Annotated in this window: 16 protein-coding genes and 1 tRNA gene; all 17 read right to left on the bottom strand. The window is 42.3% G+C overall.

The window, feature by feature from the left end; all coding sequences use genetic code 11:
- Positions 1 to 26 precede the first annotated feature (26 nt).
- Positions 27 to 485 (bottom strand): GNAT family N-acetyltransferase, encoded by a 459-nt coding sequence (locus tag O3627_RS07570; RefSeq protein WP_002902392.1) that lies wholly within the window; start codon positions 483 to 485, stop codon positions 27 to 29.
- 50 nt (positions 486 to 535) lie between these two features.
- Positions 536 to 1,321 (bottom strand): ABC transporter permease, encoded by a 786-nt coding sequence (locus O3627_RS07565; RefSeq protein ID WP_002905302.1) that lies wholly within the window; start codon positions 1,319 to 1,321, stop codon positions 536 to 538.
- 1 nt (position 1,322) lies between these two features.
- On the bottom strand, positions 1,323 to 2,141 hold the full coding sequence (locus O3627_RS07560) for an ABC-2 family transporter protein (RefSeq protein WP_002905303.1): 819 nt from the start codon (positions 2,139 to 2,141) through the stop codon (positions 1,323 to 1,325).
- A 1-nt stretch (position 2,142) separates the two neighbouring features.
- Positions 2,143 to 3,135, bottom strand: coding sequence for an ATP-binding cassette domain-containing protein (locus tag O3627_RS07555; RefSeq protein WP_002905304.1), 993 nt, complete (start codon positions 3,133 to 3,135; stop codon positions 2,143 to 2,145).
- Positions 3,136 to 3,355: 220 nt separating this feature from the next.
- Positions 3,356 to 4,273, bottom strand: a complete 918-nt coding sequence (locus O3627_RS07550; RefSeq protein WP_002905305.1) for a metal ABC transporter solute-binding protein, Zn/Mn family — start codon at positions 4,271 to 4,273, stop codon at positions 3,356 to 3,358.
- 70 nt (positions 4,274 to 4,343) lie between these two features.
- Positions 4,344 to 6,776 (bottom strand): pneumococcal-type histidine triad protein, encoded by a 2,433-nt coding sequence (locus tag O3627_RS07545; RefSeq protein ID WP_125382508.1) that lies wholly within the window; start codon positions 6,774 to 6,776, stop codon positions 4,344 to 4,346.
- 319 nt (positions 6,777 to 7,095) lie between these two features.
- Complete coding sequence (locus O3627_RS07540) at positions 7,096 to 7,977, bottom strand: class II fructose-bisphosphate aldolase (RefSeq protein WP_002908770.1); 882 nt, start codon at positions 7,975 to 7,977, stop codon at positions 7,096 to 7,098.
- A 177-nt stretch (positions 7,978 to 8,154) separates the two neighbouring features.
- Positions 8,155 to 8,240 (bottom strand) — tRNA-Leu (locus O3627_RS07535).
- A 144-nt stretch (positions 8,241 to 8,384) separates the two neighbouring features.
- Positions 8,385 to 8,795: a GyrI-like domain-containing protein gene (locus O3627_RS07530; protein WP_002908767.1), complete on the bottom strand. Its 411-nt coding sequence runs from the start codon at positions 8,793 to 8,795 to the stop codon at positions 8,385 to 8,387.
- A 70-nt stretch (positions 8,796 to 8,865) separates the two neighbouring features.
- Positions 8,866 to 10,479: a CTP synthase gene (locus O3627_RS07525; protein WP_125382510.1), complete on the bottom strand. Its 1,614-nt coding sequence runs from the start codon at positions 10,477 to 10,479 to the stop codon at positions 8,866 to 8,868.
- 197 nt (positions 10,480 to 10,676) lie between these two features.
- Entirely contained in the window at positions 10,677 to 11,363 is a 687-nt protein-coding gene (locus O3627_RS07520) for a B3/4 domain-containing protein (RefSeq protein WP_125382512.1), read from the bottom strand.
- Between the two features lie 120 nt (positions 11,364 to 11,483).
- Positions 11,484 to 12,074 (bottom strand): DNA-directed RNA polymerase subunit delta, encoded by a 591-nt coding sequence (rpoE, locus tag O3627_RS07515; protein ID WP_002898937.1) that lies wholly within the window; start codon positions 12,072 to 12,074, stop codon positions 11,484 to 11,486.
- Between the two features lie 186 nt (positions 12,075 to 12,260).
- Positions 12,261 to 13,544, bottom strand: a complete 1,284-nt coding sequence (tig, locus tag O3627_RS07510) for a trigger factor (protein ID WP_125382513.1) — start codon at positions 13,542 to 13,544, stop codon at positions 12,261 to 12,263.
- A 79-nt stretch (positions 13,545 to 13,623) separates the two neighbouring features.
- Positions 13,624 to 14,187 carry a TIGR01440 family protein gene (locus tag O3627_RS07505; protein ID WP_314366822.1) on the bottom strand — a complete coding sequence of 188 codons (564 nt, stop codon included), beginning with the start codon at positions 14,185 to 14,187 and terminating at the stop codon, positions 13,624 to 13,626.
- A 12-nt stretch (positions 14,188 to 14,199) separates the two neighbouring features.
- Positions 14,200 to 14,682 (bottom strand): ECF transporter S component, encoded by a 483-nt coding sequence (locus tag O3627_RS07500; RefSeq protein ID WP_247908953.1) that lies wholly within the window; start codon positions 14,680 to 14,682, stop codon positions 14,200 to 14,202.
- On the bottom strand, positions 14,672 to 15,433 hold the full coding sequence (locus O3627_RS07495; RefSeq protein WP_343092099.1) for a bifunctional hydroxymethylpyrimidine kinase/phosphomethylpyrimidine kinase: 762 nt from the start codon (positions 15,431 to 15,433) through the stop codon (positions 14,672 to 14,674). The genes O3627_RS07500 and O3627_RS07495 overlap by 11 nt, the downstream gene beginning before the upstream one ends.
- The gene (gene truA / locus O3627_RS07490; protein WP_125382518.1) at positions 15,423 to 16,172 is read right to left on the bottom strand and encodes a tRNA pseudouridine(38-40) synthase TruA; all 750 of its coding nucleotides are present in this window, start codon (positions 16,170 to 16,172) and stop codon (positions 15,423 to 15,425) included. Before truA ends, O3627_RS07495 begins: the two co-directional genes overlap by 11 nt.
- Between the last annotated feature and the right edge of the window lie 138 nt (positions 16,173 to 16,310).

The raw sequence follows: 16,310 nt of genomic DNA, 5'->3' as shown, positions 1-16,310 counted from the left end.
TTGAGTTTTTTTGTCAAGTTAGAATTTCACAATTTCTTAACCCAAATCAAACAAGGGTTGCTTTTATCCCAAAGTTCAGGAAAAATTTCTAACTTTTTAAAGCCCTGAGCCTGATAAAAAGCGTTAGTTCTGTCATAGGTAGGATAATAACCTGGTGCTACCGTTTTTACTTGCAGATAGGATGCTTTTTGACGAGCAGATTTTTCTAAAACTTCTAGAAGTTGACTACCAATTCCCGCTCTATGATAGAATTTCTTAACAGCTAAGCAGTCAATCTCTGCACAATCTTCACTAGAATAAGATAAGCTTACAAAGCCAGCCAATTTACTCTCCTGATAAGCAACCCAAACTTGTAAATCCCTAGCTCCTTCAATGTAAGCTTGTGTACTTTCAGGTATTCCAAACCATTCTGGTAGATCCTTTAAAACTTCACTGACTGCTATCATCTTTTGTTTTTCTTCCTTCACTTCTTCAATCGCTACCATCTTTAAATCCTTTCATGTTTTAAGCTTTAGGACTAAACATATTTTCCATCTTACGAACCCGCACTTTCGTAGGCATCCAATCCCCTATCCCAGAGTTTGAGCGAAATGAAAAAGAAAACAAGGGAAATCAGAATCAAACCACCAATGTTAAAGAGCCCATTTTTGTCCTGCAAGAAATAGCTAGCAGGATAGTAGGCTGTAAAAGCAAAAGGAACGATAAAACTAATCAACCAACGAAGGAGCGAATTGTAAATGGAAATCGGGTACTTGGCAAAATCATTAAACATATAGAAAATGTAAATCATAGCACCTGACTGCTTGGTCCAAAAAGCGATACTGGCTGTCGCGATTTTCAAAGAAGTATAAATCAGGGTCGCAAAAGGAATGCAGACTAGGAAAAGCAAGAACTTGGGAATAGTCCAAGTAATGCTAGAGAACGTTGTCGCTAGTAAAATTCCACCGACCAAGAGCTCACCCAAGGCATCAATCTGAAAAGTCTCGACTAGGATGTGAAAGAGAGGATTGATAGGACGAGTCAGATACTTGTCAAACTCTCCCTTTCTCACCAATCGTTGCCCCAGTGCCCAGAGATTGTCAAAAAAGAGATGGTCCAGTCCCTTGGGAATCAAGGAAAAACCATAGATAAAGGCAATCTCTTGAAAGGTCCAGCCTTCTAGCGAGGGGATGTGTTGAAAGATGACATTGAGAAACAAGAGGTTCAAGCCTTGGGTCAGGAAGACACCTAAAACACCAACCACAAAATCAACCTTGTATTCCATGATTTGCTTGATGTACTGTCTGATAAAAATCAGATGCATGCGCTGATATTTTTTCATACTAACCTCCTTGAATGGTGATAAATGACTGGACTCTTTTCCAAATCAACTGAGACAAGCCCACCATCACTAAGAGCCAGAAAAACTGTAGCAAAAGCGCTTGATGAATCTGACTGGCATCGTATTTCCCAACGATAATCATAACCGGAGTGTAAATCAAGGATGAAAAAGGCAAAAAGGAAAGAATATTTGAAACAATTTTAGGAAAGAAAGCCAAGGGAATCAAACTCCCCGACATAAAGGCCACTATAGAAGTCTTGAGTAGATTAGAACCCCATAGATTTTTAAATACAAAGGCTGAAAATCCAAAGCAGATATTAAAGAAAAAGTTAATCAGGTAGGCCAGCGTTAAGCTAAAGAGATAAAGGACAGTTAATCCCAGCACTTCTACAATCCCTTGCCCAGAAAGGATTTTTACCAATACAATGACACATAGAAATGGAACTCCAACAGAAATAAAAATCAACCACTTGGAACCAAGTTCGGTGAAGAGATAGGAGGCCGCAAAATGAACTGGTCTCAGCAAGCGCATGATAATGGAGCCATCCTTAACCTCCTCCCCAATCATAAAGGAAGAATCCGACTTGGTCAAAAGATTGGTCACAAAACTCATGATGATGTAGAGGGTGATATCTGCCATGCTGAAACCCTGAATCAAGGACTCTTGCGAGGAATCAAAGACTGCCTTCCAGAGATAAAAGGCCACAAAAGCTCCCATGACATCGCCAATTCGATAGAGAAGAAAGTTGACTCGATAGGTAATCAACTCCTGAACCCCTGCATTGATAAAGGGTTTGTAACGTCTCCACAATTTGACCATCTTAGAGCTCCTTTCGATAGAAGCGACGGATAATATCCTCAATATCCGTATCTAGCATCTTCAAATCACGAATTTCAAAATCAGACAGGGTTTGCTTGATAATATCAGCCGACTGGTAGCGGGAACTATCGAATTCAATATTGAGACTGTTTCCTTGTCTATCAATGGTCATATCCGAAAAATCTTCATAGTGAGAAACGAGGTGACTTTGACCTGGTAGTAGTTCAAAGGAGAGAGTCTTCATCTTGCCAAAGGTTTCCTTGAGCTGGTTAACCGTTCCATCAAAAATCTCCTGCCCCTTGTCAATCATAAAAATCCGATCACAGAGTTGCTCAATGTCGCTCAGGTCATGAGTGGTCAAGAGAATGGTTGTTTCTTCCTCCTGATTAATCTGGGTGATAGCCCGACGAATATTGTCCTTGACCGAAACGTCCAACCCAATGGTTGGTTCATCTAAAAAGAGAACCTTGGGATTATGAAGTAAGGAAGCCGCAATGTCCGCCCGCATCCGTTGACCAAGTGAAAGAGTCCGCACGGGATCTTTGATAAATTCCTTCAAATCCAAGACTTCATTCAAAAAGTCCATGCGCTTATGGAAAAGCGAGTCTGGCACATCATAAATTTCCTTCAAGACTGTATAGGTCTCTTGCAGTGCCAAATCCCACCATAGCTGGGTTCGTTGTCCGAAGACCACTCCAATATCCTTGACATAGTCTTGACGATTATCCTGCGGAATTTTGCCGTTGATTCGACAAAAACCAGATGTCGGTTTCAGAATTCCTGTCAGCATTTTGATGGTTGTCGACTTCCCAGCACCGTTGGCCCCGATAAAGCCTAAAATCTGCCCTTTTGGAACCTCAAAGGTTAAATCCTTGACCGCTTCAAAGGTCTGCTTTTCAGGATGAATAAAGGAGCGCAAAGCCCCCTTCAATCCCGGTTCCTTGACAGCCTTCACAAAATTTTTCTGAAGATGCTCTACTTCTATCATTGCCATACGTTTCTCAATATCCCATCATTCAATTCATGTTACAGATCATTTCCCTACTTAACTCAGGAAAATAGAATCTTATCTCCTCACTATACTACCACTTTTACTTTCAAACGAACATAGGTAATTTAAAAATAATTATCATATTTTGTCACACACCAAAAAAACCCACCTTTACAGGCAGGTTTCTGTTTTGTATTGTTCAGCTAGATTAAGCTTTACCTTCTCATTTCAATTCTTTAGCCAAGATACTCATGTTTTCTTCTAGATTCTCTAGGTAGTTTTTATCATTTTGAGGATCTGCTTCCAAAGGATTGAGAGTTTTTAGCCTGACACCTGTTGACTTTACGAGCGTTTCTGCCACTTTCGACGATGCATTACTTTCGGTAAAAATCGTCTTAACTTTATAGGTTTTCACAAATTCTTGAATTTCAGTAAGCTGCCTTGCATTTGGCTCTTGTTCAGGAGAAATCCCTGCAATACCTAGCTGCTGCAAACCAAACCGCTTTGCTAAATACGAGAACGCAGTATGTTGAGTGACGAAAGTCTTTTGCTTAGCCTTTTCAAAGATTGGTTGGTATTTTTTGGTCAATTCTTGAGCTTTAGCAATGAATTTCTTAGCATTTTTTTGATATATTTCCTTATGTTCTTTATCGAGTTCAGATAGCTTATCCGCAATAATCTGCGCTTCTTCACCAGCTTTTTCAGGATCTAGCCATGTATGAGGATCGTAGAGAGTTTTTTCATCGATTCCTTCGCCAGCTTCCACGTCTTCCAAACCCGGTACACGCTCCAAGGTCATTCCTTCGGATGCTTCCAGCACTTTCACCTTAGATTTTTGCAAATTTGGATCTAGGCTCCCCGCCCATGACTCTAAGGTATGTGAATGATAGACAAAAACATCCGCATCATAGATAGACGCTATATCATTAGCTGATGGTTCAAAAGAATGGATCCCTGTACTAGATTGAATCATGCGAACATCATTCAAATCACCAGATACTTCTTTAACCATGGCATAAACCGGATAAAAACTGGTCACAATCTTCAAACCTTTAGCTTGTTGTTCTTCTTTCTGAGTACACGCTCCCAGCATCAGAGCTAGTATACTCAGCGTTATTAATACTGCAGTTCTTTTCTTCATATTAACTCCAAAATTGTTGGTTCATCTTTTATTTATCAATAAAACATTCATATCTAAAAACAGATAAAAATCAAGGTGTTGTTTCTGTATTAGTAGCAGGTGTTGAAACAGCTGATTTCAACAAGGTTAACAGTTTTTCTACTTCTGCCATGATGTTATTATTATCCATAGTCCCTAAATTAAGATTATTTCGCAATCCTGTTAAGGTCTCAGTTGCATTGGATTTCAAACTTGGATCCGTCGTCTTTTCAAGTAAGTCTTCCGCCTCTTGCAACTTAGCTTCTACTTTAGCAGTTTCAACTTGAGGTACTTCTGGCTCAGTTGGTGTTTCCTCTTCAACTTCTTCTTGAGGTTTCTCTGGGCTAACAGCATCCTCCTTGTCATCTTTTTTACCTAAAACATGATCACTTGCATTCCCCCATCCATCGCTAGACTGTGGTCGCTCATCTGGATGTTCAACATAATACTTGATAGTTGCAAATAAATCCTCTAATGTATAGCCATTAGGAGCTCGGTAAGTCTTATCATCGAACCAAGCAAATTTGATGTTGTGGTAGTGATCCTTATGAGGGATAATCAGATTACCATTTTTTACTGCTACAGTATGCTCAACATTGTAAGGCAGACGAACGAGCGGTATCCGTTTCTCTCCTTGAACACGTTCGTAGATAGCAGACGCACTTTCTCCACTTGGATTGGCTTTGGAATCATCTGTTGGTGCAGGTGGAAGCAGACCTTTTTCTTTAGTATAGGTCTGAGCAGCTGCTTTTTCTTTAGCTGAAAGACTATCTTTTCCTATCCAGTGACTGTGTCCCATATGAGGGGTTACATAAGCATCTCCTTCGTCGCTGATAATATCGCGCGCATCAAAGATATATCCATCAGATGTCGTATATTTGTCAGCTAGCTGGGCTACTCGAACTTCGGTTTCAGTATACTCAATCTGTGAATTTGCTTTGCCTAGACGTTCTGGATGATTGATAGGCGCAAGAAATGCTAATAAGTCATCAATTAATTGCACCTTATCACTTGTTTCATCATTCAAACGCTTCACTAAATCATCCAAGGCTTGAAAATCTGACAAACGTCCCTTATTTTCTAGCAATTGCTGATGGGTCTGAGTCAGAAGACCATATACCTTATCATAAAACTCTTGATCTTTCGGTTCAACTGATTCTTTCTTAGCTTGCAGGACATGAGGTATGCTTTTCTGCTTCGCCAATTTATTTTCAATCGCTGTAATAATCTCTTTAGGCAAGTCTTTAGCTAAAAGATAGCGGGACACTCCTTTATCCTCTAGCACATAACCGTCAGCTATTTTCCTAACAACCTGCTGGATTAAATCCTTATCCAATGAATCCGCATGTTCCAAATTTAACTTTGGAGGAAGAATCGGTTTTAAAGCTGGTTGAGATGGAGTTAGTATCGGAGTTGGTATAGGTCTATAAGGTGTCAATCCTAACATAGGTTTATTAGGCTGACTTATAAGAGGAATTGTCCGAGCAAGCTTTTCTTCCAATGCCGACATTTGTGTATAAGGAATAAAGTGATAATGATTACCATGTGGCACTGCTACTCCATTTTGTGTTCGACTAGTAATTTGTGCTGGATCAAAGATCAAGCCATCTGATTCAACATGACGCTGACTAAATGGAAGATTATAAAGTTGCTGAAGGAGACCCTTAACATCTTCTCCTTGACTCGGTTGATAGTTGTTTGAAATTTGAGTAAAAGTAGGTTGTGTCTGTATCCAGCCACCGTTTCCATTATTATACGAACGGCTGACTACAGTACTAGCTACTTTTCCTCTACCTGATAGGTAAGCTTGAGCTGCAGCTAGCTCACTAGGCGACAAATCACTCTTTGGGATATAGTGAAAATGATTACCATGAGGTACGATATAGGCATCTCCCGTATCCTCAATAATGTCTGAAGCATTAAAAACATAGCCATCATCTGTTGTATAACGGCCTTGAGCTCTAGCTGCTGCTACTTCATTGCTTATTTTCGTAACATTATGACCATGTTCCTGCTTTTGACGATTAATCTCTTCCTTACTGCGAATATTATCCGCACGAGCTATATCTTTCAGATAAACATAATATTGCCCATTAACCTTGATAACATATCCACCCTTGACTTCATTGACAATATCCTCAGTCCTAAGTTGATAGTTGGGATCTTTCATCAAAAGATCTTCGCTGAAAATAGCATCATATGGAACTTTCCCATTATAATAATGATAGTGATCACCATGAGAAGTGACATAACCCTGATCAGTAATCTTGATAACAATCTGCTCCGCGTTAATCCCCTCTTTTTTGCTTACTTCGTCAGGCGTTAACTCCTCAGACTTTTGAACAGCTTGCTTACCATCAATATAGCTAACTCGATTGGATTTTTTAATCGAACTGTTTGCCTGATAATAACCTAGCTGATGAGCAAAAAGACCCACAGTAGCAATGACAACAATTCCTGTTAAGTATTTCTTATTTTTTTCCATTGAATATCACTTTCTTTTTTGATTATACAGAATTCGCTAAAACTTATCACAATTTACAATTAACTCATAATATACCCCCAAAGAAATCATCTAAATATTTTTTCTATAAAATATAGCAGAAACTCAATTTTTAACAACTTATTAAACTCATTAACTAGTTAATTAACTGGTTAATATTTTACTCCTCATCATCTAGTCTGTCAAGATTTTTTTATTAGATTGTAAGAAAAATATTATTTGTTCTTTATTTGTCCAATTGTCATAATACAAAAAAAGCTTATCCTTTCGGATAAACTTTTTTAAAAATATATCAAGCTTCTTAAGCTTTACCTTCTGAACCGAATACGTCGATACGTTCTTCAACTGATGCTTGGATAGCTTTTACACCGTCAGCCAAGAATTTACGTGGGTCGAAGAGTTTCTTCTTGTCGTATTCTGCTTCGTTTGCTTCGTAGTCGCGAGCAAATTTACGAGTTGCGTTAGCGAATGCGATTTGGCATTCAGTGTTAACGTTAACTTTCGCAACACCAAGTTTGATAGCTGCTTGGATTTGGTCATCAGGAATACCTGAACCACCGTGCAATACGATTGGGAAGCCTGGAAGAGCTTCTGTCAATTTCTTCAAGTGGTCAAGGTCAAGACCTTCCCAGTTTGCTGGGTATGGGCCGTGGATGTTACCGATACCAGCTGCCAAGAAGTCGATTCCAGTTTCAACCATTGCTTTAGCGTCTTCGATTGGAGCCAATTCACCTTTACCGATGATACCGTCTTCTTCACCACCGATAGTACCAACTTCAGCTTCTACTGAGATACCTTTAGCGTGTGCTTTTTCAACGACTTCCTTAGCCAATTTAAGGTTTTCTTCTACTGGAAGGTGTGAACCATCAAACATGATAGAAGTGTAACCAACTTCGATACACTCAAGTGCATCTTCGTAGTGACCATGGTCCAAGTGAATCGCAACTGGTACAGTGATGCCCATTGATTCTACAAGGTTAGCGATCAAGTTGCGAGCAACTTTGTAGCCACCCATGTATTTAGCAGCACCCATTGAAGTTTGGATAAGCACTGGTGCTTTCTTAGCTTCTGCCGCACGCAGGATAGCTTGAGTCCACTCAAGGTTGTTTGTGTTGAATCCACCAACTGCGTAACCATTGTCACGAGCTGCTTGGACAAATTTTTCTGCTGAAACGATTGCCATTCTTATCAGGCCTCCTCTTATTTTTTGTGGTTAAACCACTTACATTGTTTATTTTATCACTTTTTCACTGAAATTGCTAGTTTTTCCTGAAATTTTAAAGAATTACAGGTAGACCCTTAGCCTTTTTAAGCGTCTCTATCGCAAAAAGAAAAAGCTGGCCGAAGCCAGCTTACTTGATGCGGAGAGAGGGACTTGAACCCTCACGACCTAAAGCGGTCACAGGATCCTTAGTCCTGCGCGTCTGCCAATTCCGCCATCCCCGCGATTGAGTACCTTACTAGTATAACAGGACAGCTAAGGCTTGTCAAGAAAATTTTTGACTTTATTTCAAAAAATCAACTTTCTACTCAATCAGCAAATCTAAGAAATCTAAGCGAAAATGAAGCTAAGGCAGGAACATAGAAAACTCAAGGTTGCTGAGTCGCAATAAAGACAGCCACCGTTTGGTCGGGATCGTATTTTTCAAAGTCAATAGTGTAGTCCCGATGAAGCTCACCTGATTCTTCTGCCTGCCAAATCCTCTGCCAAGCATGAAGAATCGCTTGCGGATCCTCCTTATCCGCTTCAAAGACTTGATAGGTCTGCTCGGATGTGTCAAAATCATAGACTTCCCCATCTGTCAAACGGCAGATAGAGAGGCTGTAGTCTCCTTTGTAATCATTGGCATAGTCATGATAGACGGCATAAACCGGCTCCCCCTCAGCAAAAGCTTCTTTCACAGCTCCCTCTTGTTGCTGCCAGAGAGCTTGGATTTTTTCTATACAATGCTCATCTTGAAAATTATTAGTACGAATACTAGCTAAAATGTTTAGAAACATCTTCTTCCCTCCTTTTATTTTTCATTATAACATTTCTCTAGAAAAATCGCTTATCCTAGAAAAAGCAAGTCTATCTCTCCTGGCTCTTTTCTACCGCTGCTGTGACAAATGCCCTATAAAGACCTTCAGGTCGGTTCGGTCGGCTGGAAAGCTCTGGGTGATACTGACAAGCAACGAAGAATTTGTTTTCTGGGATTTCTACTATTTCGACCAAGCGATTGTCTGGTGAAACTCCTGAAAATACAAATCCGACCGCCTCAAACTGCTCGCGGAAAGCATTGTTAAACTCATAGCGATGGCGGTGACGGCGCTGCACGACTTCTTGATGGTCGTAAGCTGCTGCTGCCTTAGAGCCAGGCTTAAGCTTAGAAGGATAGAGCCCCAGTCTCAGCGTCCCACCCAAGTCTTCGACATCAATCTGATCACGCATGAGATCAATAATCGGAAATGCTGTGTCTGGATTGAGCTCCGCTGAGTTAGCATCTGCCAATCCCAGGACGTGACGGGCGAATTCGACACAGGTTAACTGCATACCCAAGCAAATACCCAACATAGGCACATCCTGCTCACGCGCATAGCGGATTGCCTGAATCTTACCCTCAGTTCCTCTCTGACCAAAGCCGCCCGGAACGATAATCCCATCCGCACTTCCAAGAAGCTCAGCTGCGTTTTCGGCCGTTACCTGATTCGCATCAATCCAGTTAATCTTAACCTCCGCATCATTAGCATAGCCGGCATGCTTGAGCGCTTCGACAACTGAAATATAGGCATCTGGCAACTCGACATACTTGCCGACCAGAGCAATCTGAACCTGCTTTTCCAGACTCATCACTTTCTCTACCATGGCTGACCATTCAGTCATATCCGCTGCCGGCACATCCAGCTTCAGATGGTCACAGACGATTTGGTCCATCTTTTGCGCCTGCAAATTGAGAGGAATTTGGTAAAGATGCTCCACATCTAGCGACTCAATGACCGCCTCCGGCGCCACATCACAGAATTGAGCCAGTTTGTTTTTGATATTTTGTCCAGCTGGCTTCTCTGTGCGGATGACCAGCATATTAGGCTGAATCCCCAAACCTCGCAACTCTTTGACAGAATGCTGAGTCGGTTTGGTCTTCATTTCGCCGGCTGCCTTGAGATAGGGCAGGAGAGTTGTATGGATATACATGACATTGTCTACACCGACATCCGCCTTCATCTGGCGCAAAGCTTCTAAGAAAGGAAGAGACTCGATGTCGCCCACTGTACCTCCGACCTCTGTGATAATCACATCCGAGTCCGTGGTCCGTGCTGCCCGCTTGATCTTGTCCTTGAGAGCATCTGTAATATGCGGAATGACTTGGACCGTCGCTCCCAGATACTCGCCTTTACGCTCCTTGCGTAGGACTTCGCTATAGATTTTACCAGTGGTGACATTGGAGTATTTATTGAGATTGATGTCAATAAAACGCTCATAGTGCCCCAGATCCAGATCCGTCTCGGCTCCATCATCTGTGACAAACACTTCCCCATGCTGATAAGGGCTCATGGTGCCGGGATCAATGTTGATATAAGGGTCAAATTTCTGAATCGTAACCTTGAGGCCTCGATTCTTCAAAAGCCGGCCCAAGCTAGCTGCCACAATCCCTTTTCCGATAGAAGAAACCACACCGCCGGTGACAAAAATATATTTAGTTGACATACGTACTCCTTTTCATAAAACAATTCATTCCAGCAACCACGTCGTTGCTGGAAACTTATCTAGAGGAGGATTTCCCATAATCTGTCTGAAAAAGAAAAATAGCTCCCTGAAAACAGGAAGCTCTGACCTCTAAAAGAGGTGCCCGAACAGTATAATATCGCAAACCTAAAAAATTGTCAAATATTTTCAGTCGGTTCTCATCCATTTTCCTCAATACTAATGACATGTGTTTCAAATTCTACATCGGGCATGCACTCTGCTAAATCGTGTCGGATTCGTTCCAAGGCTTCCAGACGCATTTCGACAGAGGTATTGGCATTCCCCTGAATGATGAAAATAGCATCCTTGGTCTCCTCATCAAACTTATAATAATCGCTGTCACGAACATCCAGCCAAGCCAAAATGCCTTTGGCATCCCGATAGACATAGTCCGTCTTGGCAACATGCTTCTCCTTGGACAAAATAGGCAGAAAAACATCTTCCTTTTGGCTTACGGTGAATTCTATCTGACCTTCAATCTTATCAAAATCATGCCCTCCAATAGCCAGTAGAGAATGCAGGGCTTCGACATTATAAATATCAATAATGCTATTAATATGAGGGAGCGATCCGCGGTGCTGGATATTGCGAATCAGAGCGGGAACCGTCGGAGGATTTTTCTTGACACTGCGACCTACGCGCTGCAGTATTTCTATATAACCTTTAACCACTGGCGACTCAAGCACCTCACCCAAGTCGCAGGATAAAGCCCAGTCTTCCATTTCCTTTTTCTTTTTTAGAAATGATGGGGATAGCTCTGCATGTGGATTAACATTCTTGGCAATCCCGATAACAACGCTCTTAATACCTAAATCACTCAAACTCTTATCAATGACAAATTTCATAGCAGCTTACCTCCGCCTTTTCTTTATTAAATTTTATTAGTATTCTACACCTTCCGAACTTATATTTCAAGGAACATTAAAAGAAACAAAGGATTTCGTCCCTTGCTTCTTTTGGTTGATTTATTCTTCCTCTTCGGTCTCCGTGTCTTCGTCAGAGTAGTCGTCATCTTCTTCGTTGAGTTCGACTTCTTCACCTAGATCATCCGGAGCAATTTCGTTGATTTCAGCATCGTAAGCTTCCACTTCATTCTTCTCATCGTCTGGATTTTCCTCATCGTATGAGAGAGCAGGATCAGCTTCGTAGCCGTCCTCATCTTCTGGATCGTCATCGCTGTAGTCAATGGCATCCTCGTCGCCATCCATAAAGGCATTGACGCGTTTCTTCTTGCGTTTCTTAGGTGCGTCATCCTCATCAGTCTCTTCTAAGGCGATGATTTCTTCATCCACTTCGTCGATAGCATACCATGAACGCAGGCCCCATTTATTATCTCCCAGCGGAATAAAGCTGCCGTCTACATTGAGTTCTGTGTAGAACAATGGCAGGGCATCACGAATCTCGCTGTTTGATTTTTCCAGATAATTTTGAATTTCATTGACCAGATCATTAAAATACATCTCATGGTCGCGGCCGCGGGCTTCCAAAATGGCACGCGCCACTTCAATCATAGAAAGCTCACTTTTTTCCTGTCCAGCAAATACTTCTAATTCCAAAGTTGATCTCCTTTAAGATTAAGTAAAGGCTTGTCGCCCTCTTACAATTTTTCGCTACTTTCTATTGTACGATAAATTTCTATTTTCGTCAAAAGAAAATCCAGGAAAAATCACGGAACAAGTACAAAAAGAAACTAATGCATTTATACACTAGTTTCAAATGATTTCATTTTGAATGATGAAGCTTTATTTCACTTTCGCAGTGCTTGTAATCACTTCAACAGCTTTCTTGATAGCAATGTCGTGTTTCAGCATGTCTTCTGACAGCAATTGACGAACACGTTCTACTTCCATGTTGTAGTCTGTAGCCAATGAAGTTACTTCTGCTTCGATTTCTTCTGCGCTAGCTTCAAAACCTTCTGCCTTAGCAACAGCTTCTACGACAAGGTTTGTCTTAGTACGTGACTCAGCATCTGCTTCGTATTGCTTGTGCAGGTCTTCCTGAGTAGTACCAGTGATTTGGAAGTACATGTCAGGTGAGATTCCTTGGCGTTGCATATTGCCCAAGAATTCATTGACTGCGCGGTGCACTTCTTCATGAACCATTTCAGATGGGAGCTCAACGATTTCAGCGTTTGCTACTGCTTGATCAATAGCTGCTGCTTCTACCGCATCCTTATAAGCTGTTTCCTTAGCTTCTGACAATTCTTTGCGGTACTTTTCTTTCAGCTCGTCAAGCGTTTCCACTTCTTCGTCAATATCTTTTGCAAGTTCATCGTCCAACGCTGGAACTTCTTTTTCTTTAACTTCGTGAATAGTTGTCACAAATTTAGCTTCCTTGCCTGCCAAGTCTTCTGCCTGATAGTCTTCTGGGAAAGTTACGACAACATCCACTGTTTCACCCGCACTGTGGCCAACCAACTGCTCTTCAAATCCTGGGATGAATTGACCGCTGCCCAGTCCAAGTGAGAAATTGTCACCCTTGCCGCCGTCAAATTCAACGCCGTCAACAGATCCAACAAAGTCAATCACAACTGTATCACCATCTGCTGCTGGACCTTCTTTGAGAACCAACTCAGCCAAGTTGTTGCGCTCACGCTCAATGCGCTCATCTACTTCAGCGTCAGTCACTTCTTTAGTAGCTTCAACAGTTACTTCCAAGTCTTTGTATGCACCCAGCTTAACTTCTGGCTTAGTGACTACTTCAGCTTTGATGACCCAGTCTTGACCTTTTTCCATAGACTCTACATCAAACTGAGGCTGAGCAACTACTTCGATACCTGCTTCTTTGACAGCAGCTTCGTATGCTTCTGGAAGAAGAGCGTTCAAAGCATCTTGGTAGAGAGCTTCTTCACCAAAACGTTGGTTGAAGATAGCACGTGGAAGGCGACCTTTACGGAAACCTGGTACAGCAATATCTTTTTTTACTGAGTTAAATACACGGTCCAAGGCTGGCTTGATTTTCTCTTGACTGATGCTAAAAGTCAAAAGACCGCGATTTGTTTCTTTGTTTTCAAATGATACAGACATTCTGTCATTTCTCCTTAAAATTTATTGAATACAACCCATTATAGCATAATTAGAGTTTTTTTCAAAATTATTTTTCCTTTTATCCCTTCCTGATTTTATCCTCTATATAGGCCGCTCTGGCGCCGCCAATCAGCTTGGGACGGCTGGCTAAAGCCGTGACATGGGCATCTCCCAATTCCTTGAGAATCGGTCGGATAGGAATCTGCACGTGCTTAACATGCATGCCGATAGCAGTATCGCCAATGTCTAGCCCCGCCTGAGCGACAATAAACTCTACCTCGACAGGATCCTTCATGTATTGGAAAGCAGCTAGCTGACCACTGCCGCCTGCGTGAAGAGTAGGCAGAACATTGACAATTTCCAAATCCTTCTTGTCTGCTAAGGCTCTTTCGACTACGAGGGCGCGATTGAGATGCTCACATCCCTGAACTGCTAGAAAGATACCCTTCTCTTCTAAGATATCCAGTATGGTTTTGACAATAACCTGTCCGACTTCCAGACTGGAATTCTGACCGATATGGCCTCCGACAACCTCACTAGAGGATAGACCCAGAACAAAAATATCTCCCTCGACCAAGGCAGCCTTGTCCAAAACATCTAGAACAATCTGACGAGTTTCTGCTCCAATCTTAGCTAAGTCCATGTCCCACCTCGTTTATTTCACTGTGACTGTCTTTTTCAAACTCTCCGGGAAAGCTTTGTAGAGGGCAAAACCGACTGCTAAACCAAAAGCATTCTGCATAAAATTACTTGAGATTTCGGCTAGGGCAGCCCCGACACCATTCATGATACTACCAAAGAGGGCATAGCCACCGACCATAGCCACCGTAGCCAAAACTAGCCCAAGGTAGCGTTTCTTGCCCTCCAAACCAGCAAAGAAACCTTGAAGTCCGTGGCAAATCAGGCTGAAAATCATCCACTGGGGATAGCCGGCAATCATATCAATCAAAAAGCCTGAAAGGCCTCCGACAATAGCCGCTTCCTTGCGGCCAAAGTAGAAGGCTGTAAAATAAATCCCTGCATCCAACAAGGTCAAAAAGCCAGTCGCCGTTGGGATTTTCACAAAATTCCCCAAAAGCACAGACAGTGCTGTGATGAAAGCTAAGATAACTAATTTTTTAACTTGATTATTTCTCATACTGAACTACCCCATATTGATCTGAGCGCTGAATCGCTCGGTAAACAAAATCTTTAGACAATTGAACTGCTGCAAGTGGAGACTTGCCTAGAAGCAGCTGACTGGCAATGCTGGAAGCAAATGTGCAGCCCGCTCCGGTATTGTTGCTGGCCAGCACTGGCGATTCAATGACCTCAAACTCTCGGCCGTCATAGTAAACATCCACCGCCCGCTCCTTGCTCAAGCGATTGCCACCCTTTATCACTACATGCTTGGCTCCTAAATCATAAAGCTCCTTCGCTGCTACCTGCATGTCCTCCAGAGTTTTGATTTCTTTTTGGGTCAATAGCTGAGCTTCTGCCAAATTAGGCGTGATGATGCTGACATAAGGGAAGAACCTGATGAGTTCTTCTCTCAATGCACTAACTTCCAGATCATGATTTTCCTTGCAGACCAGAACAGGATCCAGCACTACTGGTATGTCCGCATGTTGCTTGACAAAATCCAATGCCTGCTCTGCTATTTGCAGATTGGGTAAAAGCCCTATCTTAATAGCAGAAAAAGGAACATCCTTGAGACTGGCCAACTGTTGGGCAAAAACCTCCTCTTCAACCGGAATAACATCAAATCCTTTGTTTGTCATCGCAGTCAGGCAAGTCAAAGCTACAAACCCATGCAGACCATTGACTGTATAGGTAGCCAAGTCAGCGTGTAGTCCGCCGCCGCTGAAAATATCATTGCCCGAAAGGGCTAAAATCAACTTATTCTTCATAACGAATCTCCTTTAGATAAAGGCCGTTAGGGCCGGCTGTTGGCCCTGCCAGATGGCGATCTTTCTCCGCTAAAATCCTCTGAATCTGCTCCACCGGCATGCGCTTGTTGCCAATCTTGAGCAAGGTACCGACCATATTGCGGATCTGCTTGTAGAGAAAGCCATTGCCCGAAAAAGTAAAGACTAGAAAATTACGCTCCGCATCATAGCGGACCTTGGCCTCGGTGATGGTCCGAACCTTGTCTTCCACGCTGGTCCCAGAAGCCGTAAAGCCAGTAAAATCATGCGTCCCCTCTAACTGAGCAATCGCTTCTTCTATCAGACCCAGCTCCAACGGATAAGGATAATGCGTGGCATAATGGCGCATCATAGGATTTTTGGGCCGGCCGATATCCACCAAAAATTCATAGGTTTTGCTGTGCTTATTGTAGCGAGAGTGAAAATCGTCCGACACCTGCTCCACCCTAATAAAATCAATATCTTCTGGCGTCTGTGTATCCAAGGCAAAACGCAATTTCTCTTCATCCCGTCCCTCCGGTAAATCAAAATGCAGGACTTGTCCCAGAGCATGGACACCGCTGTCAGTCCGACCTGCTCCATGAATCACCACAGGCTGGCCTTTATTGATACGGGTCAGGGTCTTTTCAATCTCTTCCTGAACACTTCTGGCATGGGGCTGTCGCTGAAAACCAGCAAAGCCATAACCATCATAGGAAATAATAGCTTTATAACGTGTCATGTGTTTATTTTAGCAGGAAAAAAAGCCCCCAGCAAGCCCTAAAAGCAGGAACTGTCCGGGGACAGATTTTTTGAAAAATATTGTATAAGAAATAGGGATAATCTGCACTTTGACTTGCCATTATACAACAAAACAACC

The sequence above is a fragment of the Streptococcus sp. 27098_8_82 genome (assembly GCF_041431615.1).
GTDB lineage: Bacteria > Bacillota > Bacilli > Lactobacillales > Streptococcaceae > Streptococcus > Streptococcus sanguinis_K.
The sequence above is the reverse complement of the archived record's forward strand: the minus strand, read 5'-3'. Positions and strand labels throughout refer to the sequence as shown.